General features: G+C 59.7%; 19 protein-coding genes and 11 pseudogenes. 23 read left to right on the forward strand and 7 right to left on the reverse strand.

The window, feature by feature from the left end; all coding sequences use genetic code 11:
• The first annotated feature begins 21 nt into the window (after positions 1-21).
• The 4 genes from OKW44_RS06240 to OKW44_RS06255 all read left to right on the forward strand — a co-directional run bounded on the left by OKW44_RS06240 (position 22) and on the right by OKW44_RS06255 (position 4481).
• Positions 22-831 carry a CbbQ/NirQ/NorQ/GpvN family protein gene (locus OKW44_RS06240; protein ID WP_026225895.1) on the forward strand — a complete coding sequence of 270 codons (810 nt, stop codon included), beginning with the start codon at positions 22-24 and terminating at the stop codon, positions 829-831.
• 5 nt (positions 832-836) lie between these two features.
• Entirely contained in the window at positions 837-2570 is a 1734-nt protein-coding gene (locus OKW44_RS06245; protein ID WP_162633974.1) for a nitric oxide reductase activation protein NorD, read from the forward strand.
• A 116-nt stretch (positions 2571-2686) separates the two neighbouring features.
• Positions 2687-3823 carry a transporter substrate-binding domain-containing protein gene (locus OKW44_RS06250; RefSeq protein ID WP_026225893.1) on the forward strand — a complete coding sequence of 379 codons (1137 nt, stop codon included), beginning with the start codon at positions 2687-2689 and terminating at the stop codon, positions 3821-3823.
• Positions 3824-3839: 16 nt separating this feature from the next.
• The gene (locus OKW44_RS06255) at positions 3840-4481 is read left to right on the forward strand and encodes an ANTAR domain-containing response regulator (protein WP_018420969.1); all 642 of its coding nucleotides are present in this window, start codon (positions 3840-3842) and stop codon (positions 4479-4481) included.
• Positions 4482-4842: 361 nt separating this feature from the next.
• On the opposite strand, the gene OKW44_RS06260 is transcribed toward OKW44_RS06255, so the two are convergent.
• Entirely contained in the window at positions 4843-5052 is a 210-nt protein-coding gene (locus OKW44_RS06260; protein WP_063713719.1) for a hypothetical protein, read from the reverse strand.
• 150 nt (positions 5053-5202) lie between these two features.
• Here OKW44_RS06260 and OKW44_RS06265 point away from each other — a divergent pair, with 150 nt between their 5' ends.
• On the forward strand, positions 5203-5469 hold the full coding sequence (locus OKW44_RS06265) for a DUF4148 domain-containing protein (RefSeq protein ID WP_018420968.1): 267 nt from the start codon (positions 5203-5205) through the stop codon (positions 5467-5469).
• 95 nt (positions 5470-5564) lie between these two features.
• Here the strand turns inward: OKW44_RS06265 and OKW44_RS06270 are convergent.
• From OKW44_RS06270 to OKW44_RS06280, 3 genes and pseudogenes are all read right to left on the reverse strand, one after another.
• Positions 5565-5985 (reverse strand): annotated as a pseudogene (locus tag OKW44_RS06270) (IS6 family transposase); the annotation flags it as partial.
• A 292-nt stretch (positions 5986-6277) separates the two neighbouring features.
• Positions 6278-7297: an IS110 family RNA-guided transposase gene (locus OKW44_RS06275; RefSeq protein WP_018420966.1), complete on the reverse strand. Its 1020-nt coding sequence runs from the start codon at positions 7295-7297 to the stop codon at positions 6278-6280.
• Between the two features lie 385 nt (positions 7298-7682).
• Positions 7683-8239 (reverse strand): annotated as a pseudogene (locus OKW44_RS06280) (IS6 family transposase).
• A 298-nt stretch (positions 8240-8537) separates the two neighbouring features.
• Between OKW44_RS06280 and OKW44_RS06285 the strand changes: the two are divergent.
• The 6 genes and pseudogenes from OKW44_RS06285 to OKW44_RS06310 all read left to right on the forward strand — a co-directional run.
• Positions 8538-8894: a DUF4148 domain-containing protein gene (locus OKW44_RS06285; RefSeq protein ID WP_084754120.1), complete on the forward strand. Its 357-nt coding sequence runs from the start codon at positions 8538-8540 to the stop codon at positions 8892-8894.
• Positions 8895-8966: 72 nt separating this feature from the next.
• A complete protein-coding gene (locus OKW44_RS06290) occupies positions 8967-9350 on the forward strand; it encodes a hypothetical protein (RefSeq protein ID WP_239499122.1) in 384 nt (127 codons plus the stop codon).
• Positions 9351-9421: 71 nt separating this feature from the next.
• Positions 9422-9608, forward strand: a pseudogene (locus OKW44_RS06295) (IS110 family transposase); the annotation flags it as partial.
• A gap of 531 nt (positions 9609-10139) precedes the next feature.
• Positions 10140-10709, forward strand: a pseudogene (locus OKW44_RS06300) (cytochrome b); the annotation flags it as partial.
• Positions 10710-10758: 49 nt separating this feature from the next.
• Positions 10759-10848 (forward strand): annotated as a pseudogene (locus OKW44_RS06305) (VIT1/CCC1 transporter family protein); the annotation flags it as partial.
• Between the two features lie 61 nt (positions 10849-10909).
• A pseudogene (locus OKW44_RS06310) lies at positions 10910-11032 on the forward strand (IS6 family transposase); the annotation flags it as partial.
• 64 nt (positions 11033-11096) lie between these two features.
• On the opposite strand, the pseudogene OKW44_RS06315 reads toward OKW44_RS06310, so the two are convergent.
• Positions 11097-11282: pseudogene (locus OKW44_RS06315) on the reverse strand (IS6 family transposase); the annotation flags it as partial.
• A gap of 39 nt (positions 11283-11321) precedes the next feature.
• On the opposite strand from OKW44_RS06315, the pseudogene OKW44_RS06320 reads away from it, so the two are divergent.
• Positions 11322-11519, forward strand: a pseudogene (locus OKW44_RS06320) (IS6 family transposase); the annotation flags it as partial.
• A gap of 81 nt (positions 11520-11600) precedes the next feature.
• Here OKW44_RS06320 and OKW44_RS06325 read toward each other — a convergent pair.
• Complete coding sequence (locus tag OKW44_RS06325) at positions 11601-11795, reverse strand: transposase (RefSeq protein ID WP_162633973.1); 195 nt, start codon at positions 11793-11795, stop codon at positions 11601-11603.
• A 292-nt stretch (positions 11796-12087) separates the two neighbouring features.
• Between OKW44_RS06325 and OKW44_RS06330 the strand changes: the two genes are divergently transcribed.
• The 10 genes and pseudogenes from OKW44_RS06330 to OKW44_RS06375 all read left to right on the forward strand — a co-directional run bounded on the left by OKW44_RS06330 (position 12088) and on the right by OKW44_RS06375 (position 22456).
• Positions 12088-12408, forward strand: coding sequence for a hypothetical protein (locus tag OKW44_RS06330; protein ID WP_026225891.1), 321 nt, complete (start codon positions 12088-12090; stop codon positions 12406-12408).
• Between the two features lie 205 nt (positions 12409-12613).
• A complete protein-coding gene (locus tag OKW44_RS06335; RefSeq protein ID WP_085952341.1) occupies positions 12614-13684 on the forward strand; it encodes an SDR family NAD(P)-dependent oxidoreductase in 1071 nt (356 codons plus the stop codon).
• 666 nt (positions 13685-14350) lie between these two features.
• Positions 14351-14695, forward strand: coding sequence for a hypothetical protein (locus OKW44_RS06340; protein ID WP_239499121.1), 345 nt, complete (start codon positions 14351-14353; stop codon positions 14693-14695).
• On the forward strand, positions 14626-15066 hold the full coding sequence (locus OKW44_RS06345; RefSeq protein WP_018420956.1) for a heme-binding beta-barrel domain-containing protein: 441 nt from the start codon (positions 14626-14628) through the stop codon (positions 15064-15066). Before OKW44_RS06340 ends, OKW44_RS06345 begins: the two co-directional genes overlap by 70 nt.
• Positions 14982-15365, forward strand: a pseudogene (locus OKW44_RS06350) (glutathione binding-like protein); the annotation flags it as partial. The gene OKW44_RS06345 and the pseudogene OKW44_RS06350, both read left to right, overlap by 85 nt.
• A gap of 37 nt (positions 15366-15402) precedes the next feature.
• Positions 15403-16656, forward strand: coding sequence for a c-type cytochrome (locus OKW44_RS06355; RefSeq protein ID WP_429409682.1), 1254 nt, complete (start codon positions 15403-15405; stop codon positions 16654-16656).
• Positions 16653-17123, forward strand: coding sequence for a (2Fe-2S)-binding protein (locus OKW44_RS06360; RefSeq protein ID WP_018420953.1), 471 nt, complete (start codon positions 16653-16655; stop codon positions 17121-17123). The genes OKW44_RS06355 and OKW44_RS06360 overlap by 4 nt, the downstream gene beginning before the upstream one ends.
• Positions 17124-19370: a xanthine dehydrogenase family protein molybdopterin-binding subunit gene (locus OKW44_RS06365; RefSeq protein WP_018420952.1), complete on the forward strand. Its 2247-nt coding sequence runs from the start codon at positions 17124-17126 to the stop codon at positions 19368-19370. It abuts the gene before it with no gap.
• Positions 19371-19730: 360 nt separating this feature from the next.
• Entirely contained in the window at positions 19731-20621 is an 891-nt protein-coding gene (locus OKW44_RS06370) for an extracellular solute-binding protein (protein WP_018420950.1), read from the forward strand.
• 5 nt (positions 20622-20626) lie between these two features.
• A complete protein-coding gene (locus tag OKW44_RS06375; protein ID WP_018420949.1) occupies positions 20627-22456 on the forward strand; it encodes an ABC transporter ATP-binding protein/permease in 1830 nt (609 codons plus the stop codon).
• A gap of 104 nt (positions 22457-22560) precedes the next feature.
• On the opposite strand, the pseudogene OKW44_RS06380 reads toward OKW44_RS06375, so the two are convergent.
• Positions 22561-23277, reverse strand: a pseudogene (locus OKW44_RS06380) (IS6 family transposase).
• A gap of 78 nt (positions 23278-23355) precedes the next feature.
• Here OKW44_RS06380 and OKW44_RS06385 point away from each other — a divergent pair.
• Positions 23356-23619, forward strand: a pseudogene (locus OKW44_RS06385) (DUF4148 domain-containing protein); the annotation flags it as partial.
• Between the last annotated feature and the right edge of the window lie 243 nt (positions 23620-23862).

The following is a 23862-nucleotide window of genomic DNA, read 5'->3' on the forward strand; positions in this document are numbered from 1 at the left end:
AAACTCACGAGGACGATGCCGATGCACGAAATGCTCGCTCAGTACCGAATCGAACATGAACCGTACTACCGCCCCGTCGGGCAGGAAACCGAACTCTTTGACGCCGCCTATTCGCAGCGCATGCCGATGATCCTCAAGGGTCCGACCGGTTGCGGCAAGACGCGCTTCGTCGAGCATATGGCGTGGCGCCTGGACAAGCCGCTCGTCACTGTTGCGTGCAACGAGGACATGAGCGCGTCGGACCTGACCGGGCGCTATCTGTTGAACGGCAGCGGCACGTCGTGGCACGACGGACCGCTGACGATCGCCGCCCGGCATGGCGCGATCTGCTATCTCGACGAGGTGGTCGAAGCGCGCTCGGACACGCTCGTCGTCATTCACCCGCTCACCGACGACCGGCGCATCCTGCCGCTGGACAAGCGCGGCGAACTCGTGCGCGCCCATCCGGACTTCCAGCTCGTCGTGTCGTATAACCCCGGTTATCAGGGCTTCGGCAAAGACATGAAGCCGTCGACACGGCAACGCTTCGGTGCGATCGAATTTCACTACTCCGATGAAGCGGTCGAAACCGACATCGTCGCCCACGAAGGCAAGGTGGATCGCCATACCGCGGCGAAACTGGTGCGGATCGCCGGGCAGTCGCGCCTGCTGCGCTTGCGGGGCCTCGCCGAAGGCATCTCGACGCGCATGCTCGTCCATGCAGGGGCTCTGATACGCGGCGGTATCGCGGCACGCGCGGCCTGCGAGCTCGCGATGACGCGTCCGATTACCGACGACGACGAATTGCGCACTGCGCTCGACGGATTCGTGACCGCGCAGTTTGGACCGTGATGACGATGCCGGACGTTCTGAAGGACGGCGACGAAGCGCAGGGTGCCGCGGCGGGACTGCGGGAGCGCCATGTCGCGTTGTTCGAGCCCGTGCAGCGCATGCTCGGGCACTATGCGACGGGCTTCGGGCATGCCGGCGATATCAGTGACGTGGCAAGCGGCTTGAAGATCGAAGTGCTCGCTGTGCCGGAGGAAGCGGCATTGCCGGTTCGCGCGTCGATCGGCGCCGGGGTGATCAAGGTGCCACCGGCAACGCTGTCGGCCGATCGCTTTGCCGCGACACGTCTGTATCAGGCTTCGGTCGCCCACGCGCTCGCACACCTGCGCTATTCGCGGCCTGCGTCGCCGGTCGGCAAACGCGGCGCACTGTGGATCGCTGTCGCATCGTTGATCGAAGACGCGCGCGTCGAGCGGTTGCTGATGCGCGAGTACCCCGGGTTGCACCGGCTGTGGGGCGGCTTTCATACGATCCGCGCTGACGCGGGTTTGATGAGCTTCTCCTCGCTTGCCGCCCGCCTGGCGCGCACGTTGCATGACCCCGGCTATGACGACCCGAATCACTGGATCAGGAAAGGTCGCGATCTCGTCGAGGAACTTGCCGGGCGTCCCGACGATGCGGGTGCGTATGACGAAGTCGCCAGCATACTGGCCGTCGATCTCGCGCAGATGCGTGTGCGGTTCGATTTGTCGACGTACTACGTCGAGCCGGCCTACCGGGACGACAACGCCTATCTCTGGCGTTCAGACGAACAGTCCGCGCCAGCGAAGCCCGAGCCGGTGCAAACGAACGTCGCCGGCGAGTTTGCGTTGCAGCACCAGTCGAACGACGAAGCCGCGAAGAACGACCACGCATCGTTGGAAGCCGAAGAGGTACGCTGCCATCGATACCCCGAATGGCACGCGCGCGTGGGCGCCGAATTCGCCGAATGGACGAGCGTGTTCGACCGTGCGCCGGCACAAGCCTCCGGTCATGCGGTGCGCAGCGCGTCATCGCGGCGGGCACCGCCGCCCTGGTGGCAGGAACCCGCGCAACGACTGCGCAGGCAGTTCGACGGCGATGACCTCGATCTGAGCGCGCTGATCGACGCTGAGATCAGGCGGCGCGCATGCGTTCCCGGCGACGAGCGGGTGTTTCAACGCAAGCACCGCAGGCGTCCGAGCATGTCGGTGCTCCTGTTGCTCGATCTTTCCGAGTCGACCAACGATCGTGCCAGGGCTGGCGAGCCGTCCATGCTCGACATCGAGAAAGAGGCGGCGACGAGGATCGCTACGGCGCTCGGTCCGACGCCGAACCGACTTGCACTGCACGGCTTTGCATCGAATGGCCGGCACGAGGTACGCTATACCCGCATCAAGGACTTCGATGAGCCTTTCGGCACAGTGGAGCGGCACAGGCTTCAGGCACAGCGCGGCGAGTTCTCGACCCGCATGGGCGCCGCGATACGGCACGCCGCGACGTGCCTCGACAGTGAGACGACCGACGCCAAAGTGCTGATTCTCGTCTCGGACGGCGAACCGTCCGACATCGACGTTCACGACTCGTCGCATCTGGTCGAAGATGCCCGTCACGCGGTTGCCGGGCTGTCGTCGCGCGGCATCCTGATCTTCTGTTTTGCGCTCGATCGCGATGCCCGCCGCTATGTGCGGACGATCTTTGGACGGGAGCGCTACATGGTCATGGAACGCGCGACGAATCTGCCCGTTCAGATCGGCCGGCTGCTTGAAAAGCTGGTGGGATAGCCGGACCGCGCGGCACGAGGGCTGGCCGCGTTCCCTGTTTTTTTGGCGAAGTAGGATGGAGCCTTGGCCTTCACCTTCGCCCGACTCCGATATACCGAACAAGGGCGCATACGACTGTGACACAGACAGAGCCAATCAAAGTGGGCGTGTTGTATTCCGAAACCGGCGTCACGTCGGCAATTGAATCGTCGCAACTCTATGCAACTCTGTTCGCGATACGCGAGATCAACGACGCGGGTGGCATCGACGGACGCGAAGTGGTGCCGATCCGCTACGACCCGCAGTCCGATCCTGTGAGGTACCGGGCGCTTGCCGAGAGGCTCATTCTCGAAGATGACGTGCCGGTGATCTTCGGCTGCTACATGTCGAGCACACGCAAGGCCGTATTGCCGATCGTCGAACGCTGGAACCGCCTGCTCTTCTACGCGACGCTCTACGAGGGTTTCGAATTTTCGGAGAACCTCATCTATACCGGCGCTGCGCCGAACCAGAACAGCGTGCAACTGGCCAACTTCATGACGTCGCAGTTCGGCCCGCGTGTGTATATGGTCGGATCGAATTACATCTACCCGTACGAGTCGAATCGCATTATGTCCGACCTTGTCATGCAGCGGCCCGGTGGCGCGAAATTAGGTGAGCGCTACGTTCGTCTTGGTGCGACCGAGGACGATTTCGCCGATGTCATCGAAGACATCGGCAAGACGCGTCCGGATTTCATATTTTCGACGGTGGTCGGCAGCGCGACCCAGCACTTCTATCGCGCCTACGCACGCGCAGGTTTCGATCCGACAACCATGCCAATCGCGAGCCTGACTACGTCCGAAGTCGAGGTCGCGCAGATGGGAGCGGAAATTGCCTGTGGCCATATTACGGCCGCACCTTATTTCCGCTCGATCGGGTCGGATGCCAATTACGCGTGCGTGGAGAAATTCGCGCAAGCATTCGGGCCCGAGGTGATTCCTAACGCCAGTTGGGAGGCAGCGTACTTTCAGGTTCATCTGATGGCTCGCGCGATGCGTGCGGCCGGCAGCGCCGACATCGAAGCGTTGATGCCCAAATTGCTCGGCAGCGAATTCGACGCGCCACAGGGACGGGTGCGCGTCGATGCTTCGACGCATCATACGTGGCTGCATCCACGCATCGGCCGAGTCGATCGAAGGGGGGAATTCACCATCGAGCAGGAAGCGGGGGCAGCGGTGCGGCCCGACCCCTACCTCGTTGCGCACGCACTTGGCGACTGGTCAGCCCGATGATGTTGGAGAGCATGGCATGAGCGACGAAGTCAAGCGTTCTCTGGGCGAGCCCGAGCGGGTCAGGCCTGTTTCTCATCTCCTCAGGGATCTTCGCTCGCTGCGCGTCTGCGTTTTCCACCCGAACGATCACGACGGCGCACAGCTGACGCAGCAACTTCAACGCATAGGCTGCCAGGTGCAGGCTTTCTGGCCGCCGTTGCCGGCGCCGCCGGAAGGCAGCGATGTGGTCTTCGTCGCTCTTTTCCCCGACATGCTCAATCTCGCCTACGACTGGTGCGCGGCCGAAGACGCTCCGCCGTCGATTGCCGTCATCAATTACGAGAATCCGACCGTAATCGAGGCGGTATTGCGTATCGGCGCGAAGGCAGTCGTCGCTTCGCCGATCCGTTCGTTCGGCTTGTTGAGCGCGCTCGTCGTTGGGCGCGAAATCGGCGCGCACACGAAAAAGCTGAAGAGGCGCGTCCTGCGGCTCGAGGAAAAGCTTGGCGGTGCTCGCAAGATCGCCGACGCACAGGATATCCTTTGCCGGCAGCGGGGCGTGGACAAGACCGAGGCCTACCGGATCATCCGAGAGCAGGCGATGGCCAAACGCATGACGGTCGAAGAGATCGCGTCGGCGATCATCAACGCGAACGACATCCTGTCGTTTGGCTGGTGACAGGGTATTGTCACGTTGTTGGTGCGACACGTGTCGCCGTCAGCCGCGCGTTATGCGGCATGTAGTCGGCGGTAAAGCTCTTTCTTGCCTTGTCACGCCCGGCGTCGGAACATTGACTGCGAGGACTGTGACCTGCTGTGCGACCAGCAGTAGCCTATCCGGGCATGCGTGACTGGTAACGGTCGGGTGTGAAGCTCTGAAGACAACGTGCCTCTCGATTGACGGTTCACCTCGGTGACCAGGAATGGATCGACACTGCCAGCCGCCGTGCGGTGTGAGGTGCCAGGCAATTTCCGCATGCGCAACATCTGTGAACTGTTGCTTAAACCCCGTAATGACAGACGAGCGAAAGCGGGTTGTGTCAGATAGAGCGCGAAGACCGGCTGGCTGACCTTTGGCTGCTTTTGCGAATTAGCATGACGTCCTTGGCCTCAAAGTGCGGAGGCTCCTCGAGGCAGAGTTCGTCGTACTCGCGCATCGTCGTCTTGTCGATCAGTCTCGAGCGGCGAAGAACGGACGCAGCGCTATGGATCGCTTCGAAAGCGTCGCTCTTGAATCGTTTAGCGGCCATGGCAAATCTCCAGTAGTTCCCCGTCTTTTAACAACAGTCAGTTCCTGCCTTCCCACTTAATCTTAAGTGCGTGCTTACCTAGACTGTAGTCACAGGCTTCGAACAAGGGTGTTCGAAGCAAGATAAGACACAATTTCGAGGTAAGTCATCATGAAGTCGCTCATCCAGGCCGTTGTCGTTGTCGCTGCACTGGTCGCTCCGGTCGTTTCGTTCGCTCAATCCGACGCGCCCGTCCGTGTATCGGCAAATGGAACGACGCAATCTGCGTTGAATACGGCTCGTGTATCGGCGAATGGAACGACGCAATCTGCGTCGAATACGGCTAAGACCCGCGCACAGGTCTATCAGGAATTGGTGCATGCCGAGAAGGACGGGCAAATCGCCAGCCTGAACTCGACGATCTATGCTGGTGGATAGACCGGTAATGCGGTGGGACGAGGCGCGGCCGAACGGCTTTTCATCAGCCGGCAGGCCGCGCCTTTTCTTGCCGGAGTTACTCTTGATAAAAGATGTTACATCGCCAGCGAGCAGAATTGCCGGGCGGCCGATGGCTTGAGTTTGCCTGCGTTTTTCATCTGCCCCTTGGCGATCATATGCATGAGTTCAATGCCGCTCAGCAAGATGTGGGCACAACGGAAATCCTTGAATCCCAACATGGGTCGGGTACGTCGCTTGATCGCCCGATGGTCTTGTTCCACGATATTGTTGAGTTACTTGGCCTGGCGGATCTTGATGGGCGTCTCACGCTCGGCGTTCACGGCGTGCAGCCCGGCCAGATTGGCACCGCTTTTATCGATGGTTACGGTTTCGGGCGCGCCATTCTAATCGATGGCCTTCTCGAAGTACCGTCGGGCCGCTTCCTTGTCCCGCTTGGCTCGCAGCAGGAAGTCAACCGTGGCCGGCCTTGTCGACGGCGCGGTAGAGATACTGATATGACTTTATATGAACGCCTCCCGTTTGCGAGGCATTTGTGCGCTTTGACGTAACTTAGGTTGGGCTGCAGCTTTATATCCGGCCTTGTTGCAGCCTGATAGTGGCTGCGGGCCCCGATGAAATCCGCTGACTCGCACCTCATTTTCCGTAAGAGCTCGGAGCCCCCTGTCATATGCAGGTTTAGCGAGTCACGGTCCGACCTGATTCGTCATCGCACTCAATCGCCGACGCAACCTCTTCGAGATGTGGGTCCTTACCAGATGGTAAATACGTTCTGCGCAGGGTACATAGTTCATGCGGGTTTCGCGCTTATGAAACCCTTCTCGTACGGCCGATCATGGGCAAGGATCGCCCAGATTGTCCGAGCCATCTTGTTAGCCAGGGCTACGAGTACCACGTTTGGTGGTCGCCGCTTTCCGATGCGCTCAACCCATGTCCCGGGATCCTTCGCGTTGTACAGCACACTGCGGGCGCCGTGAATCAAGAGGGTGCGCAGATACGTATCTCCCCGTTTGCTGATCCCCAGCAAGAGCACCTTGCCGCCGGAACCCGTTTGTCGGGGTACCAAACCGAGCCAGGCGGCAAACTCGCGCCCCGATCTGAACGACTTGGGATCACCCATCGTCGCAACTGCTGCCGTCGCCGTCAGCAGACCTACGCCGGGTACCGCGGCGATGCTCTTGCATGCTTTGTCCTGTTTCATCCACTCCTGAAGGCGTCGCTCTATCTCGGCAATCTGCCGGTCCAGCATTTCCAGCCCATTCCACTGCTCGCGTAGCGTTTCAATGAGTACCGTGGGCAACCGCTCGGTCAACTTCTCAAGTACGCCTGCTATTGCCTTATCCAACCTGGACCGGCCTTTACCCATCACCTCACCGTACTCGGCCAGCAAACCTCGCAGGCTGTTGATTTGCATTGTGCGGAACTTCACCAGTTGCTGCCGCATGCGGTGGAGCGCCAGCACGGCCTGCTGCGCTTCGGTCTTCACCGCCACCGCTTTGCCGGGTTGCTGCACCGCCAGCCAGATTGCGCGCGCATCAGCCGGGTCGTTCTTGTTGCCGATGTTGAAGGCCTTGACGAATTTTGCCGGCATCAGCTTCACCTGATGCCCCATTTCGAGCAGCCGCCGCGCCCAGTGCTGCGACCCGCCGCAGGCTTCCATGCCGATCAGGCAGGGGGCCAGGTTCGCAAAGTACTCCAGAAACCTGGCTCGCTTGATCTGCCTGTTCACGATCTCGCCAGTTTCCGCATTCACGTAATGAATCTGGAATACGTTCTTGGCAATGTCGACTCCCACTGGCGTGAGTTTCATTTTGAATCCTCCTCCGGTTGGTTGGCCTATGGCCCTCATGATCCTCCGGACGGGGGATACCCGATGGCCCCTGTTACCTCGCGAGAATCGACGTTTTTCGTGGCTTCCATGCCACTCGGGTGGGAGGCGTTCATTACATTTTCCGTGTCAATCGGGATAGGTTTTTTCGGTTTGACTCCATAGGCGGGTGAATTTCCTGAGGGCGGCGTAGCAGTAAGTCTCGACGGTGGGTCACACTGATATCCGCGGGTTGGGTACCGCATTACAGGGGTCCGCCTCCTGAGCCTGCCGCTTTCTTCCACCGCAAATTGGTGATGCCTGTTGCGAAAGGTTGTGTCGCGATAAGATTGGCAAGTCAAGAAAGTTCCGCAATGACAAGGAGTCCTTACGCCACCAACGAATAGAACTGATCGGCGGCGGTTCGGGGGACGCCGCTGTCCTTCATCTGGCCTTTCCTGATCATATGCATCGTCTCAATGCCTGACAGGATGATGCGGGCACACCGGAAATCCTTGAAGCCCATCATGGGCCTGGTTCGTCGTTTGATCGCCCGATGATCCTGCTCGACGATGTTGTTCAGATATTTGACCAGCCGGAGCTTGATGGGCGTTTCCCGCTCGGCGTTGATGGCCTGGAGGGCGGCCAGATTCGCCCCGCTTTTATCCATGGTCACGGTCTCGGGCGTCCCGTTCCGATCGATGGCTTTCTCGAAGTAACGGCGCGCGACAGCTTTGTCGCGATGCGCCCGCAACAGGAAATCCACGCTCGAATGGTCGACCTCGAAACCCCGTTCGGCCATCATTTCCTCGAGATTTCGCAAGCTCAGCGAGTAGCCACATACCACCGCACACACAGCAGGATCACGTCCGGCGGATAGTGCAGGCGTTTGAGTACATTCGCTACGCCGGCAGGCAGGGCTTTTCTCGCAGTCGCATTCTTCATATCACGCTTCACTTCAGGAAAATGTCCGCCTGAATTTTACTCCCGCATCCTTAGCGCGACACAACCACCGCTTCAGCACTTTGGCTACCGCCGGACTCAGCGCTGTCATTACCGTTCACATCATTCTGTTAGGTCCCGCAGCAGACCAGCCTCCGCTATTGCAACAGAACCCGAAAAACCGGGACAAGGATAAAAGCAGTTTCATTTTCCCGACGCCGTTCTGGTAGGTCGCCTCGGCTAGTCTAATGCCATCCCGCTACATTGTTCGCGGGACGACTCGAACCTTCTCGTGGATGGAATGAAAATGAGGCTTACAACGAAAACCTTTGTCACCGCCCTTCTTCTGATCGGCAGCGCGTCGGCGATGGCCTCGCCGGGACTGACACAACAGCAATGCGAAGACTACCCATTCGAACAGTTGAAAGGCGAAGTGACACACCAGCAATTGATGCGGGAGTTGAACGAGCTGGAAGCGGCCGGTTACAATCCCGACGACGCCAACACCTACCCTGACGATCTGGAACAGGCGCAACAGAAGGTGCAAGCCGAGTATCGCGCGGACTGTGTCCCCACTGCAGCGCACCTCTCCCCCAGCGCCCCGCAAACGTCGGCCGGTGTAGCGCCCGCGCAAGCGGCGCATCAGCCGGCCGGTTGACGCGGGTCAGCGTCAATGTACCAAGGGTAAGCATTTCGATTTAACAAAGCAGCGCGCACAACGTCATGCGTCTTGAGCGCTTCGCTGCGCGGGCTCACGCTCGGGCAATTCAACAATGTGATGGAGTGGGCTATGAAGACCGTGTCCGGCAGTATTGGGGTGTCGATGTCGGCGCTCGTGGCGGCGCTGATGCTCGGTGCGGCGGGCGTTGCCTATGCTCAGCAGCCAGGCGACACCGGGGGCAGCATGAGCGGTGCGGGCGCCGCACCGGGAACGAGTGTGGGCACCGGGGCCGGCCCCAGCCCAATTCCGGGCGCGGGAACCTCGCTCGCCGCCACAAGAGGCATCGGCTCCGGGCCGGCGCTTAACAACATGCGGGCAAACGGCACGAGCCTGTATATGAACCCCGACCCACGCGCGCCAAATATGACCGGCAGGGCCGCGCCGGCTCGATAGGCTCGGCTTGGCTTGGGGATGCAGTTCGATGGTGGGTTATAGAACTCGCGGAACGAATAACTGAAGATAGCCTGTCCGGCAAGCGCGGCAAGAACGACGCGGCGGATGCTGCTGCGATCTGCGAAGCAGTGACGCATCCGAGTATGCGTTTCGTGCCGCTGGAGGACGGACATCATCAGGCAACGCTTTTCCATGCATCAGACGCGAAAATGTTTCGTGGAAGAACGGACCGCGACCTATAACCGGTTGCGAGGCCTGCCGGCATGGCGGGCCACGCGCAGAAGCCCGCATCTCGTGATCTTGCTGTTCGATTGCGAAGGAGGCGAGCGGCAAAACCATCGAGATAGCCAGCCGATTTAGCAGGCGCATGTGGCTTCCGAACGATGAGGGTTGATTGGTGATGCATGCGGGGATCGGCAAGAGCTGGCCCGTGACGTTGCCTGCCAAGGCGCAAACGCCTCCGTGATGCAAGCGCAAAACCTCAGCCTCCCGGCTTCCGGTCTCGCAAACGCTACGTTGGCGGCTATGCGGAAACAGCAGCGGAGTCGAACGATCTGGATCGTGCCTCCGAGCGTCAGATTTCCTTAAGGCAACGCTGAATAAGTACCTGATTTTCGCAAATGGCCACGTAGCGACAAGGCTTTGCGGGGAGCGAAAAGGACTTAATCAGCGTAGCCTTAAGGTAAGGTGGTTAGCATCGCTCGGAATTTTGCAGTGGATTTTTCGGGCTACATCCGCGGGCTACGCGCCTCGTCAATTCATCAATTCGCGACAACTTGAGGAGCAGGAATGGCTAACGCTTACGGAACGACGCATCCGGCATACGATGCAGTCGCGCGCACGCTGCACTGGCTAACCGTCCTGTTGGTCGCTATGCAGTTTGTGATCGGCTGGACGATGCCGGATGTCCACAAGGACACGCAGCCCGTTAATCTGATCGCCTGGCATCTTGGCGTGGGCGCGACGCTCGTCGCCGTGATGGCAATCCGGGTGATCTGGCGATTGACGCATTGGCCCACGCCGGACAAGCTGCCGCCGCTACTCAGCGTCGTCTCGCGCATAACGCATGTTCTGCTCTACGCCGCTCTGGTGCTGGTGCCGCTGCTCGGCTGGATCAACGCGTCTTCACGCGGCTGGACGGTCCGCCTGCTGGGCGTCGTGCCTTATCCTGCACTGAGCGAACCGGGCTCGGCCTTCGGCCACGAGATGGGGGATGTGCATGGCATCCTCGCATGGATGCTGTTCGCATTGGCCGGTCTGCATGTCGCCGCAGCGTTGTTCCACCACTTCGTTCTGAAGGACCACGTGTTGCAGCGGATGCTGCCCCAGGCAGGGCCGTCGCGCGATCAGGTTCGAGACCCTCTAAGGCTAAGGTGTATGCCAATGCCCCCAGCTCACAAAGGATCGCATCAAGGCAATTGGCTGGCTGCGCGCTGCGGTGCTTGGCGCAAACGACGGCATCATTTCGACGGCAAGCCTGACATTCGGAGTCGCGTCGGTTCTGTTGCAATAGCGGAGGCTGGTCTGCTGCGGGACCTAACAGAATGATGTGAACGGTAATGAAAGCGCTGAGTCCGGCGGTAGCCAAAGTGCTGAAGCGGTTGCACTATCCGCTCGAGATAATGTTGGTGTGCGTGCGTTGGTACATGGCCTACCCGCTGAGCTTGCGCAATCCCGAGGAGGGCCCAACGGTAGTTCGAGAAGGCCATCGATCAGAATGGCGCGCCCGAAACCGTAACCATCGATAAAAGCAGTGCCAATCTTGTCCGTCCACCGCCGGATCGATTCATGGCTGACAACCACGCCGCGCTCGAACAGTAGCTCCTCGATGTCGCGCAGGCTGAGTTCAAAACGGAAATACCACCGAACTGCCTGACTGATGACCGACGCCGGGAATCGATGGCCGTGGTAGAGCGATTTCGTCTTTTTCATCACTTCAACTTGGCTGACCAGTCCGCGAACGTGACAACGCCCGAGCGCCGGATGCGAGGGTTTCGCTTGCCCGAACGCACGCAGTCATTCCTGTCGTGCTTCGGTCCGATCCGCCAGCACTTCGCGCTCAAGCGTCATCTGCTGAGCGCCTCGCTCTATCACAAACAGCTCGCCGCGCGATTTGAAGCCTGGCGTCTCTTCACCGGCATTGCCCAAGCTCCGTCCACCGTGTTCTGAGACACGACTGTCCTTGCCGATATCTCGTCATGGAGTCAGCAACGTGACAGCGCCCTTTCGAGTACTCATTGTTCAAAGCGTTTAACCGATGCCACCTGTCGCCTGCGGCCATACGAAGCGCCCCCTTTCCCGGGGCTTCACGAGCAGACACAGTCCGTCGATGTAGATGATGTAAGGAACGAAGTCTCTTACTTTCTTCGAAACGGACTGCGTGAGCATGCTCGGCACCACCATGCAGAGTACTTCCGGCAGGAGGAGCGCCCGGATTGTTTTCATATACCTCCCGCCGAGCCCTCCGCGGCTTCGTTCTGTCGTCGGATGCTGGTGCTGCATAGCGTGTCGTATGTGATGTCTCTCGCTCCTGCAGCCGGCCCGTCCCGAAAACCGGTGCCACGCGGCTGAATCGCAGTCCGTCTTGATTAACTATCCTTCACTTTCCGGATGCATAAAGGCGCTGATCGACTAGATATCGTGTTGGCACGCACTCTCGTCGTCGCGCGGTGGTCTCGCGTGGTAAATGTCGGTGGCGGCTTGGGATTTCTTCAAATCTCTCAAAACAGGAGCCCACATGAACAGCCGATTCAAGATGGCCTCGGTCATCGCCTTGATGATAGTTAGCGTATCCGCTAGCGCAGAGGAGAAATTGTCGGCAAAGGAATGTCACTCGTATTCCTTTGTAGCGACCGAAGGCGGGATTGCACATGGCGACCTCATTCGGGAATTGTCGGAGCTTGAATCGGTGGGGTATGAACCGGCCCGGAATGATCTGCAATATCCGGAGGAGCTCACGCGGGCGGAGAGGCGCCTGCATGCAAAGTTCATTGCCGATTGCGGGCCGACATCGCAATTGTCCGCGAAGGGTAGCGAGGATGCCCGGGCAAGCTCCTGACCGGTTGGCGCCGCCTACGCCCGCGTGAACTGCTCGGCGAGGCGCTTTCTGGCTAGGCAACATCGAAGTATCGTCTATCGAATGCGAGTCGGGCGACGCCCCCGGGGCCTGTGCAATTCGCATCAGGGCTCCGCATATCACAGCGCCGTCGCCTGCCGTCAAGCTCGGCGGGCTCATTAACCCCAGAACTGAAAGGAGCATCGAATTGGTAACCCAAGAAAGAAAATGTGACGTCGACCAGGCTGAGCCGGACCGCTCGCGACGAAAGTTGATCGTTGGCGGTGGTGCCGCCGCCGCAGGCATATTGCTGTCAGGCGTCGCGCATGCCCAGAAAACGCCCGGCGGCGTTCCTACTATGGACGGGCTGCCCGTGCCAGTGCCGCCGGCGGCCAAGACCGCGGGGCCAATCATCGCTGGCCGCGATTCCAGGCTGCAGGGGCGCGTTGCGGTCGTTACCGGGGCGGCCCGCGGAATCGGTCGCGCCATTGCGGTCGAGTTCGCAGCAAATGGAGCGGACGTGATTGCGCTCGATATTTCAGGACCGGTCAGCACCGCCTCTGATGCAGCGGCCGCCACGCCGCAAGAGCTTGCTGAGACAGTCAGCATGATCGAGGCGTATGGGCGCCGCGCCGAAGGTATTCGCGCAGACATCCGAGACATAGGCGCCTTGCGCGCCGCTGCGAACCGCATCGAACAGCGTTACGGAAAGATCGACATCGTCGTTGCCAACGCAGCCATTCAGTACTGGAAGCCACTTCTGGATCTTCAGGACACGGAGTGGACGGACGTCATCGACAATAACCTGAACGGTACCGCAAATACTATCCGAGCATTTGCACCAATGATGGTGACCCGCAACTATGGACGCATCATCGTGATTTCTTCGATGCAGGGACGGCACGGTACGAAGGACGCAGCAAGTTATGCGGCGTCCAAGTGGGGCATCTTTGGTCTGATGAAGTCGGCGGCACTCGAACTCGGTCGCTATAACATCACAGTCAACGCCGTAGTACCAGGGCTTGTCGCCACCGCTTTGACGCTGTATGAAAAGCGACTGACGGAAAGCGTCGGTGAAACCGGCTACCACAAACCGAACGGCCTCCTGACGCCGCAAGAAGCGTGGGACCGCCGCGCGGCAACGATGCCGCTTGGCGTCGGATGGGTGCAGCCGGAAGACGTCTCGCCTGCGGCGGTATTTCTCGCTTCGGATGCCGCTGCAATGATCACCGGCTCGGAAATCGAAGTGACGGGCGGCGATAGCGCGAAAAGCCTATAGAACGGTTTCAATTCGGTTGAGGGGCGCGCGCCAGTCACAGCTTACGGTGCCAGTCGCTGCACCGCGAAGCAGGCCACACAATCATCAACCACGACGATGGCGAGATCAGATTTTGCGACGCAATCGAAATGGACAGCGCGTCAGGCTGCATTACGACCAATGATCACATTCAAGGAATTAGCGTCGGGAACGGTAGGACTCAGACAAGTGCCGATCGCCCATCTAAAAGCCCGAGCGCTTGATGTAACCCGGAGGAAAATCCGGGTTATATCTGAGAGATCCTTGATGTCAGTGTTGCCGCCACGCTTGCGATTCGGTCGAGGCGGCCGACGTGTTTGACGTTTCTTCCACCGTTGGCGCCCGGCACCGATATCGGCGACCCGTCCGCAGCCCTCTCTACCTGGGCGGGTCGATCGGCGACCGGTTGAGGTCTCAGACGACAGAGCGAGCGGCGAAGGGAAAAGATCAAAGGTCCGGTCTCCCGTACGTCCAACGCGCAATGATCATCGCACTCCAACCACTCGTATTCCTTGACCCGCGGTTCGCAGGAAGACAGTCTGCACAGGGAGATGAAATATAGAATTGCGAGACATAAAAACAATTCCAGCTCCGTGCCCATGTAAAATAATTGCCATAAGAAAACTCCCCTCGAATAATGTAACGCAGATGATGAATAAATACTTTGTCTCTCTTGCAATCGTCCTCTCGACTATGTCCACAGCGTATGCACAAGGAACCGTCATTAAAGGAATGGATTTCGGTCCCTTAGCCAAGCTGGTCGGCACCTGGAGAACCATTGCGACCGGCGGCGTGGATGTGGCGCCCGGTCAAGTAGGTTCCAAAGTAGGCACAGGCAATCCCGCGATGGAACCTTATTACGAGCAGTTAACCTTTGAACCAGCAGCGGACGCGACGAACGCCAGTGATCAATACCGGTGGCAATGGCCTACACGCTTCAGGTCTTCCGTAAAAGGGACAACAAACAGTTCCATGACCAACGCGGCTATCTGATTTACGACAAGAAGAAACAGATTGTCTATGACTCGTTTTGTATTCCCAGGGCTGTCTGTGTCGTGGCGGAAGGAAAAGCCGGGAATAAGATGACCTTAACGTCACAATCCAAAGGCATAGCTGAATCTCAGTACATGGCGAAAAACGACGCGACAAGCGTTTTCTCGATCACGTTCGATCTGACGGGCGATACATTGAGATACTTGCAAAAAACGCAACTACATGTCTACGGCAAGTCGTTCACGCACGTTGAGTCAAGCGCCCTCAGCAAGGCAAGCTCGCAGCGTTCGTTGCGACGGGCATTGGCCCATACTCGGGCCAGGCGGTGCATTTCAAACACTTTGCGCCCGAGCCTAAGGACTACGCGGTGAATCGTTACGACTATGAGGCGTGGCGTCACTGGCACATCGTTGACGCTCAGTTGACGAAGCATCGCTACATGCTCGGCGACGAATACACCGTGGTGGACATGGCCGTATGGGGATGGGCATGGGCTGTGCCCTTCATACTCGGCGCCGAAGCGTGGGAGAAGCTGCCGAACGTCAAGCGTTTGCTCGACGAAATCAACCTCCGACCAGCGGCGCAGCGCGCCGAATCGCTGAAGGCACGTCACGCCTTCAAGGCTGAGATGGACGAGGAGGCACGCAAGGCGATGTTCGGCGAGCGATGAAGTTTCGCTTTGCGCGTCTCGATAAAAGGATATGCAGGTGAGAAAAGGAATCCTCGCAATACTGGCGCTATTGAGCGCCATAGGTGCAGCAAAGGCCGCCCAAGCCGAGCCGGATCAGACTCTTCTCGTCCGTGGGCGCTATCTCGCTCACGCAGCCGACTGTGCCGCATGCCATACAGTCAAGGGCGGCATGCCGTTCTCGGGCGGTCTGAGAATGAATATGCCTATCGGCGGCATCTATTCGACCAACATAACGCCTGATTCAAAGACTGGTATCGGGCAGTATACCGAAGCTGAGTTTGCTCGCGCTCTTCGCGAAGGCGTTGCAAAGGATGGGCGCAACCTCTACCCGGCGATGCCCTATACGTCGTACAGCAAGATCACCGATGCGGACGTCGACGCGCTTTATGCGTACTTCATGCATGGCGTGAAGCCGGCACATCAGGCCAACCATACTCCTGACATTCGCTGGCCGCTGTCGATGCGGTGGCCCATGAGGGTCTGGAACGCTCTGTTTCTGGATGCTCATCGCTTTGAGCCGCGTCCGGACAAAAGTGTCGAATGGAATCGAGGGGCCTATCTGGTGCAGGGGCTGGGCCACTGCGGCGCGTGCCACACTGCACGAGGTGCGGCGTTCGAGGAGCAGGCACTTGACGGAAGCAGCCATGCGTTCCTGTCCGGCGCTTCGCTTGACGGCTGGTTCGCGTCAAATCTGACGGCAGACCGGACGACTGGCATCGGGGAATGGACTGCCGAGGATATCGAGACTTTCCTGAAGACCGGTGCAAACGCGCACGCGACCGCGTTCGGCCCCATGACTGCCGTCGTCAACCATAGCACTCAGTGGCTGAGTGAGAGCGATCTCGAGTCGATCGCTATCTATCTGAAATCGCTGCCGGGCGCGGCCACCGCCAGGCGCGACGCAACTCAAACCGATGCGGGCCCCGCCGCCAAGGCACATGGCGCGCAAATCTATCGGAATTTTTGCGTCGCGTGCCACCTTGCGAATGGCAGTGGTACTGCGCCGTATCTGGCCCGGCTCGCGGGCAATCCGAACGTGCAGGAAAAGGATCCGCTGTCACTCATTAACGTGACCCTCAATGGTGCTGAGCCACTGGTAATCGACGGCCAACCTGCTCCCTATCCCATGCCAGCTCAACGTGGTGCGCTCAGCGATACCGACGTCGCCGATGTGCTCACCTTCATGCGCGACAGCTGGGGTAATCACGCACCAGCGGTGAGCCCGAGCGATGTCGAAAAGGTGCGCAGGCAAACTGGAAACGACAAATGACCGCCCCGACAATCGAAATAACTTTGCACGTGAACGGACGCACCGTCCAGGTGAAAGCTACGCCCGAGACACCGCTGCTCTATGTTCTTCGCGACCAGCTGTCCTTGAAAGGTCCCCGGTTCGGCTGCGGACTTGGTCAGTGCGGCGCCTGCGGCGTTCTGGTTGACGGCACCGCCCGACGCTCATGCGTTATGCCAGTCTCGTCTGCGGTGAACCGGAAGATTACGACCCTTGAAGGGATGGGAAATCCAGCATCGCCAGATCCCCTGCAGACCGCGTTCATCGAGGAGCAAGCGGTTCAGTGCGGATACTGCATAAACGGAATGCTGATCGCAGCGCGCTCACTGTTGAATACCAATCCGAAGCCCACCGAAGAGCAGGTCAAGCAGGCGCTTGCCTCCAATCTCTGCCGCTGCGGAACGCACATGCGGATCGTCCGCGCCATCCTTAAAGCTAGTGGTGCATGAATGCGTATCTCCGACCCAACCTCCATCTCCCGACGGCACTTCTTCCTTCAAGGCGCCGCTCTTGTCGTTGGCTTCTCCCTATCCCGGCTTTCCTTCGCTGAGATTGCGGGCGAGGACGCCGTTCCGGCTGCACTCACGAAGTCAGTGGATCCTGCTCGCGTCGACGCATTTCTCGTCCTCGGCGCTGACGGGACGCTCACGCTATATACCGGAAAGGTGAATCTAGGTACAGGCAACACCACCGCACTGGCGCAGATGGTGGTCGAAGAACTGGAGTTTCCGCTCGAGCGGGTCCGAGTCGTTCAGGGCGACACTGCAATGACTGTCGATCAGGGGCCGACGAATGGTTCGATGTCTGTTCAAGGCGCCGGGATTCAGCTGCGACAGGCAGCGGCGACGGCGGGCGCTGCGATCCGTCGAGCGGCGGCACGAGCGTTCCGGATTCCAGAGGTAGAGGTTCGGTTGGAGAACGGCCTCGCCTTCCGGGGAACCGATCACTTGGAGGGGATCGCATACCATCAGCTACTCGCCACGCAACCCGAAACACTCGGTCTCGATCCGAAGGCGCCACTCAAATCACCCAGGAACTACAGGGTAGTTGGTCAGCCGGTCAAACGCGATGACGTTCGATCGAAGGTGTTCGCAGAGTTCACCTACATGCATGATGTACGTATCAACGGGATGGTTCATGCCCGCATCCTGCATCCGGACGCGTACGGCGCCCAACTGTCGGCGGTCGATGATCAACACGCCCAAAAGGTGCCAGGCTTTCTCCTTACGGTGCGCATTGGAAATCTGCTGGCTGCGATCGCGACGGATGAGTGGTCGGCAATCTGCAGCGCGCGCGCAATACGTGCAACGTGGTCTTCGTGGTCCGGCCTGCCTGAAGAAACGAAGCTCTTCGACGCGGTCAGAGCGCTTCCCATCCACGAGCAGGGGAAGTTGCTCGAACGTGGGGAGCCTGATGCTGAAATCACGAAAGCTGATAAGGTGGTCCACGCGACCTATTGCTGGCCGATGCAAACGCACGGATCAATCGGACCGTCTTGTGCAATTGGAGATTATCGGGACGGAAAATTGACAGTCTGGTCGTCGACGCAGGCGCCACATATGACTCGAGATCAGATCGCCGCGATGATGAAGATGGGCACGAGCGACATACGGTTGATATACGTCGAAGGTGCTGGTTGTTATGGCCGCAATGGTCATGAAGATGCGACGGCCGAAGCAGCCATACTGTCCAAAGCTGTCGGGCAACCAGTCCGTGTACAGTGGATGCGGCAAGACGAGCACGGCTGGGATCCGAAGGGCGCCCCGGTGGTATGTGATGTTGCAGGCGTGGTTGATAGTCACGGTCGTATTCAGGCGTGGAAGTACACGACGTGGGTTCCCTATCGTGTGTCGGGCAACGCAGACGTGCCGTTGCTCGCCGCCGAGCTTGTGCGCTCCTCAACCATGGTCGATGAGCCGAACAACGCCGGCGGCATGGAGTTCAACGTGATCGCGCCATATGACGTACCCAACATGAGCGTGGTGGTCAATCGAACTTCGACGACGTTCTTGCGGCCCGCGTGGTTGCGAGGTCCAGGTAGACTGCAGCACACATACGCCAACGAATCGTTCATGGATGAACTGGCAGTTGCCGCCAACGAAGATCCGCTCGAGTTTCGGCTCCGTCACTTCGACGATTCGCGCGCGCAGGCCGTTCTGCGCGCGGTCGAATCACGTTCAGGTTGGCAGCGTCGCCCTCTCTTTCCGACACGGTCCACCTCGGATATCGCACGTGGGCGAGGTATGGCGTGCGTGCGTTACGAGCCCAATCATGCATACGTCGCGTCTGTCATCGAGATCGAGCTGAACCAAAGGACAGGCGTGTTGAAGATCGGGAAAGTGACGATCGCTCACGACTGCGGTTTGATCGTCAATCCTGACGGTGTGCGCAACCAGGTTGAAGGAGAGGTCGTCCAGACGATCAGCAGGACGCTGTTCGAGCACGTTAGCTTCTCACGTTCGGCGGTGACAAGCGTTGATTGGCTTACCTATCGCTTGCTGAAATTTCCGGAATTGCCCTCCGAGATCGACGTGGTGTTGCTGGATCGTCCGGATCAGCCACCTGTGGGGGCCGGTGAGCCGACATGTGCAGTGATCCCTTCGGCAATAGCTAGCGCCATTTACGACGCCATCGGGGTTCGCCCCAGGTCTGTTCCCTTCACCCCGAGTTCGCTGCTCGAGTTGTTGCAGTCATAGGGCCCAAGATCGTCGCCGTCGAAGAGAACCGTTGGGAATGCGAGGATTTGTCGCCGCAAGGCACAAGGTTGGACACCTCACTGCAGACATGGGCGAGAACACGCCACCTGAGGCAGCGCGCGTGGTAAAGCCCACCTGAAGCATCGCCTTGAACTATTTGCGGCACGCAAATGACTTCCCGAACGCCCGCGGGGTCGCCGTCGATGGACCGCGCGGTCGGCTGTACGCGATCGATCGCGCCGCCAGCGGCACCGGCTATGTGCGGAGCTTCCCGCTCAATTGAAATTCAACCATGTCGTCGCCCAACAGGCGGCGACGTCGTCGTAATATAGCGCCATTAACAACGCATCCGGTCATCGCATGATTCGCAAACTGCTCGCTTCTACCGTCACTCCTATTGTGCTCATCGCCGGGATCGTTACGGCCTCGCCCGTTTTCGCGCAAGGCGACACGGTCAACGTGTTGTATGCCGGCTCGCTCGTCAATGTAATGGAGCGCAGCATCGGCCCTGCTTTCGAGAAGGCCACAGGGCTGCACTTCCGCGGCTATGCGGCGGGTTCCAACAAGATCGCCAACGAAATCAAGGGCAAGCTGCGCCGCGGCGACGTGTTCATCAGCGCGAGTCCCAAGGTGAATGACAGTTTGACCGGCGCGGCAAACGGCGATCACGTCACGTGGTATGTGAACTTCGCCGAATCGCCATTGATGATCGGCTACAACCCGCAAAGCAGATTCGCGCCGCAGTTCAAGAGCAGGCGCTGGGACCAGGTGCTACAGCAACCGGGCATCCGCATTGGCCGGACCGATCCAAAGCTCGATCCGAAGGGCGCGTTCACGGTCGCAATGGTGACCAGGGCCGCTGAACTCTATCATCAGCCGGACCTCGTCGAGAAGACACTCGGCGCGACGGAAAATTCCGAACAGGTTTTGCCCGAGGAAACGCTGGTTGGCCGCCTACAATCCGGACAGCTCGATGCCGGCTTTTTCTATTCCACAGAGACGTCCGACCTGAAGATTCCGGCGATCCGTCCGGCGCCCGAATTGCAGGCGAAGGCCAGTTACACGCTGACCATTCTCAGTGACGCGCCGAACCGTGACGGCGCAAGCAGCTTTGTCGACTTCCTGCTGAATGCGCAAGGTCGCGCGCTTCTCAAGCAACATCGCGTGGACGTCATCAAACCGACGGTGAGCGGCAACCTGCAAGCCGTGCCGCCGTCGGTGCAAGCCGTGATCGACGCCGCCGCGCAGTAAGGGCGGTGAATCCTGTCGCTGCTCGCCCGCTGCTGTGGCTGGCTGCGCTGCTGGCCGCCTACCTGTGCGCGCCGTTTGTCGCGAGTGTGCCGCAGCTTGGGGCAGCGGATTGGGCAAATGTCGACTGGCGCGCGACATGGTCGGCGGTTGGGATCTCGACGGCGAGCGCCAGCGTGACGTCGCTCGTGGTTCTGCTAGGTGGCGTGCCGCTCGGCTATTTCCTTGCGCGCTCGAAATCGCGCAAAGTCGCGCTGCTCGGGTTTGTCGTGCAATTGCCGCTGGCGCTGCCGCCGCTTACCAGCGGCGTGCTGCTGCTCTTTCTGCTCGGCCCGTATGGATGGGCCGGCCGCATGACCCATGGTGTACTGACGGATTCGTTCGCTGGCATCGTGCTCGCGGAAGTCTTTGTCGCCGCGCCGTTTCTGATCATTGCCGCAAGGTCCGCGTTCTCCGCGGTCGACCCCGTGCTCGACGATGTCGCCGCGACGCTCGGCCATCATGCCGGAAGTCGCTTTTTGCGCGTCATGCTGCCTGTTGCATGGCCGGCTATTCGCGCAGGACTCGCGCTCGCGTGGCTGCGCGCCTTCGGCGAATTCGGCGCAACCGTAATGGTCGCCTATCATCCCTACTCGTTGCCGGTTTATACGTACGTCGTCTTCGGCGGCCAGGGGCTGCCGGCGATGATGCCGCTATTGCTGCCGACGCTCTCCATCGCGATCGTCTGCGCGGCACTGTCGATTTGCAGCGTTCGGCAAAAGACCGCGCTCGAGAAGATCGAAAACGACGACGACGTGCTGGAACCAAAGTCGGACCTGACGGCTAGGCACGGCGAGACCGCGGCTGTGCGCCTCTCTTTCCATCTGCAACGGCGCCTGGGCGCGTTCGAGCTCAACATCGCATGGACGCCGGCCACGCGGCGCCTTGCCATCATCGGGCCGTCCGGTTCAGGCAAATCGCTGGCGCTGCGGCTGATTGCGGGTCTGGAATCCAACGAGGCTTGCTCAGTTATGCTCGGCACGGCGGACATCGGCGCCTTGCCGCCCGAAGCGCGTCAGATCGGCTACATGCCTCAAGACTACGGGCTTTTCCCGCATATGACGGTGGCTCAGCAGCTAGCGTTTCCGGTTCATGCAGATGCCGCTGCCGCGCGCTATTGGCTCGACCATCTCGGGATCGTTACGCTCGCCAACCGTTTGCCGAACCAGCTGTCGTTCGGCCAGCGGCAGCGCGTGGCGCTCGCCCGCGCGCTCACGCGTCATAGTAGGTTGCTGTTGTTCGATGAGCCATTCTCCGCGCTCGATACGCCACGACGTCGACGGCTTCAGCAATCGCTAAGGGCGCTGCAACGGGAGATCGAAGCGGTCACCATAATCGTCACGCATGATCCGGACGAGGCCGCGCTGCTTGCGGACGAGATACTCGTCCTCGATCGGGGTCGGGTATTGCAGGCCGGCACCACCGCAGAGGTGTTAGCGCGTCCGGTGACGATGCGTGTGGCTGAACTCCTCGGTCTCTCGAACGTCGGTTGTGGCACGGTGCGCGCGCCGCAGCGCATCGAGCTTGCGCCTGGATGGGTCGTGGAAGCGAACTGCGCGGACCTGCCAATTGCTTCACCGGTGATGTGGCGGCTTGCCTCGCATGCTTTCGTGCTGGCGTCGGATGGCCCATATGCGGCGACCATCAATGCAATTGAGCTGCGCCGCGGCGAGCGATTCGCGTACCTTGACGTTTGCGGCGTGAAAATCGATGTCGCGCTCGGCGATATCTCACTCGGCGAGGGACAAGAATGCCGGTTCTTCCTCGCCGCCGCTGGTGTGTCGGCGTGGCCCGGCTAGCCTCTACGCCAAGCCGAGTTCTGATTTTGACTTTGCGAGCGACAAAAAGATTGTGTCGCGATAAGATTGGCAAGGCAAGAAAGTTCCGCAATGACAAGGAGTCCTTACGCCACCAACGAATAGAACTGATCGGCGGCGGTTCGGGGGACGCCGCTGTCCTTCATCTGGCCTTTCCTGATCATATGCATCGTCTCAATGCCTGACAGGATGATGCGGGCGCACCGGAAATCCTTGAAGCCCATCATGGGCCTGGTTCGTCGTTTGATCGCCCGATGATCCTGCTCGACGATGTTGTTCAGATATTTGACCTGCCGGACCTTGATGGGCGTTTCCCGCTCGGCGTTGATGGCCTGGAGGGCGGCCAGATTCGCCCCGCTTTTATCCATGGTCACGGTCTCGGGCGTCCCGTTCCGATCGATGGCTTTCTCGAAGTAACGGCGCGCGGCAGCTTTGTCGCGATTCGCCCGCAACAGGAAATCCACCGTATTACCGGCCTTGTCCACCGGGCGATACAAGTACTTCCACTGGCCGCCCACCTTGACGTAGGTCTCATCCATCTTCCAGCTCTTGCCGACCGGACGTTTGTGCTTGCGAAAGGCCTTCTCGAACAACGGTACGAGTTTGATCACCCAGCGATGCACGCTCGAATAGTCGACCTCGAAACCCCGTTCGGCCATCATTTCCTCGAGATTTCGCAAGCTCAGCGAGTAGGCCACATATCACCGCACACACAGCAGGATCACGTCCGGCGGATAGTGCAGGCGTTTGAGTACATTCGCTACGCCGGCAGGCAGGGCTTTTCTCGCAGTCGCATTCTTCATATCACGCTTCACTTCAGGAAAATGTCCGCCTGAATTTTACTCCCGCGTCCTTAGCGCGACACAACCACCAACGGCCCGGTAACCCGTGCCGAGGTAAGCGCGGACCTCGTGCGACTAGAAAGTGCCGGGTACAGCGTCGGCGGTAACGATTGGAATTACCGCGCCGACATTCAGACCGCCGAAAGCAAGGTCGCAGCGAGCCAAGCGGCTAGCCTCGTCGCCAGTGCGGTGGGCGGCACGTCGGAATCCGGTTCAAGCGCGTCGTCGGCGACGCTGAAACATGCCGTCAAGCCGGTCTGCACCGGTACCGTCGACTCCTGCGATACTCACTTTGGCAATTGACTTCGTATTCTGACGGAGGTGCACGCACGGTTTGCGTATTCCCATCGGGGCGAGGCCGTGCTTCATCGTTTTGGGTCGGCGCAAAGTATCGCGAACATCTGGCCAGTATGACTTTATACGGACGGCTGGCGGGAGTACGCGTCAGATCTGTAAAATTTCGGACTAGCTAATCTGCAGGAGCTTCGTGGTCCGAATAAGCGTTAGCGTGCGAACAAGAGCCGAAGTTTTTGGCGCCGCGGGGCT

Origin of the sequence: Paraburkholderia lebeckiae, assembly GCF_050436325.1 — a bacterium.
In the GTDB taxonomy this organism is placed as follows: domain Bacteria; phylum Pseudomonadota; class Gammaproteobacteria; order Burkholderiales; family Burkholderiaceae; genus Paraburkholderia; species Paraburkholderia tuberum.

Coding starts and splice junctions, on each gene's coding strand:
- OKW44_RS06240 (WP_026225895.1), top strand. CDS start 22: ATGCACGAAATGCTCGCTCAGTACCGAATCGAACATGAACCGTACTAC.
- OKW44_RS06245 (WP_162633974.1), top strand. CDS start 837: ATGCCGGACGTTCTGAAGGACGGCGACGAAGCGCAGGGTGCCGCGGCG.
- OKW44_RS06255 (WP_018420969.1), top strand. CDS start 3,840: ATGAGCGACGAAGTCAAGCGTTCTCTGGGCGAGCCCGAGCGGGTCAGG.
- OKW44_RS06260 (WP_063713719.1), bottom strand. CDS start 5,052: ATGGCCGCTAAACGATTCAAGAGCGACGCTTTCGAAGCGATCCATAGC.
- OKW44_RS06265 (WP_018420968.1), top strand. CDS start 5,203: ATGAAGTCGCTCATCCAGGCCGTTGTCGTTGTCGCTGCACTGGTCGCT.
- OKW44_RS06275 (WP_018420966.1), bottom strand. CDS start 7,297: ATGAAACTCACGCCAGTGGGAGTCGACATTGCCAAGAACGTATTCCAG.
- OKW44_RS06285 (WP_084754120.1), top strand. CDS start 8,538: ATGAAAATGAGGCTTACAACGAAAACCTTTGTCACCGCCCTTCTTCTG.
- OKW44_RS06325 (WP_162633973.1), bottom strand. CDS start 11,795: ATGAAAACAATCCGGGCGCTCCTCCTGCCGGAAGTACTCTGCATGGTG.
- OKW44_RS06330 (WP_026225891.1), top strand. CDS start 12,088: ATGAACAGCCGATTCAAGATGGCCTCGGTCATCGCCTTGATGATAGTT.
- OKW44_RS06340 (WP_239499121.1), top strand. CDS start 14,351: ATGATGAATAAATACTTTGTCTCTCTTGCAATCGTCCTCTCGACTATG.
- OKW44_RS06345 (WP_018420956.1), top strand. CDS start 14,626: ATGGCCTACACGCTTCAGGTCTTCCGTAAAAGGGACAACAAACAGTTC.
- OKW44_RS06360 (WP_018420953.1), top strand. CDS start 16,653: ATGACCGCCCCGACAATCGAAATAACTTTGCACGTGAACGGACGCACC.
- OKW44_RS06365 (WP_018420952.1), top strand. CDS start 17,124: ATGCGTATCTCCGACCCAACCTCCATCTCCCGACGGCACTTCTTCCTT.
- OKW44_RS06370 (WP_018420950.1), top strand. CDS start 19,731: ATGATTCGCAAACTGCTCGCTTCTACCGTCACTCCTATTGTGCTCATC.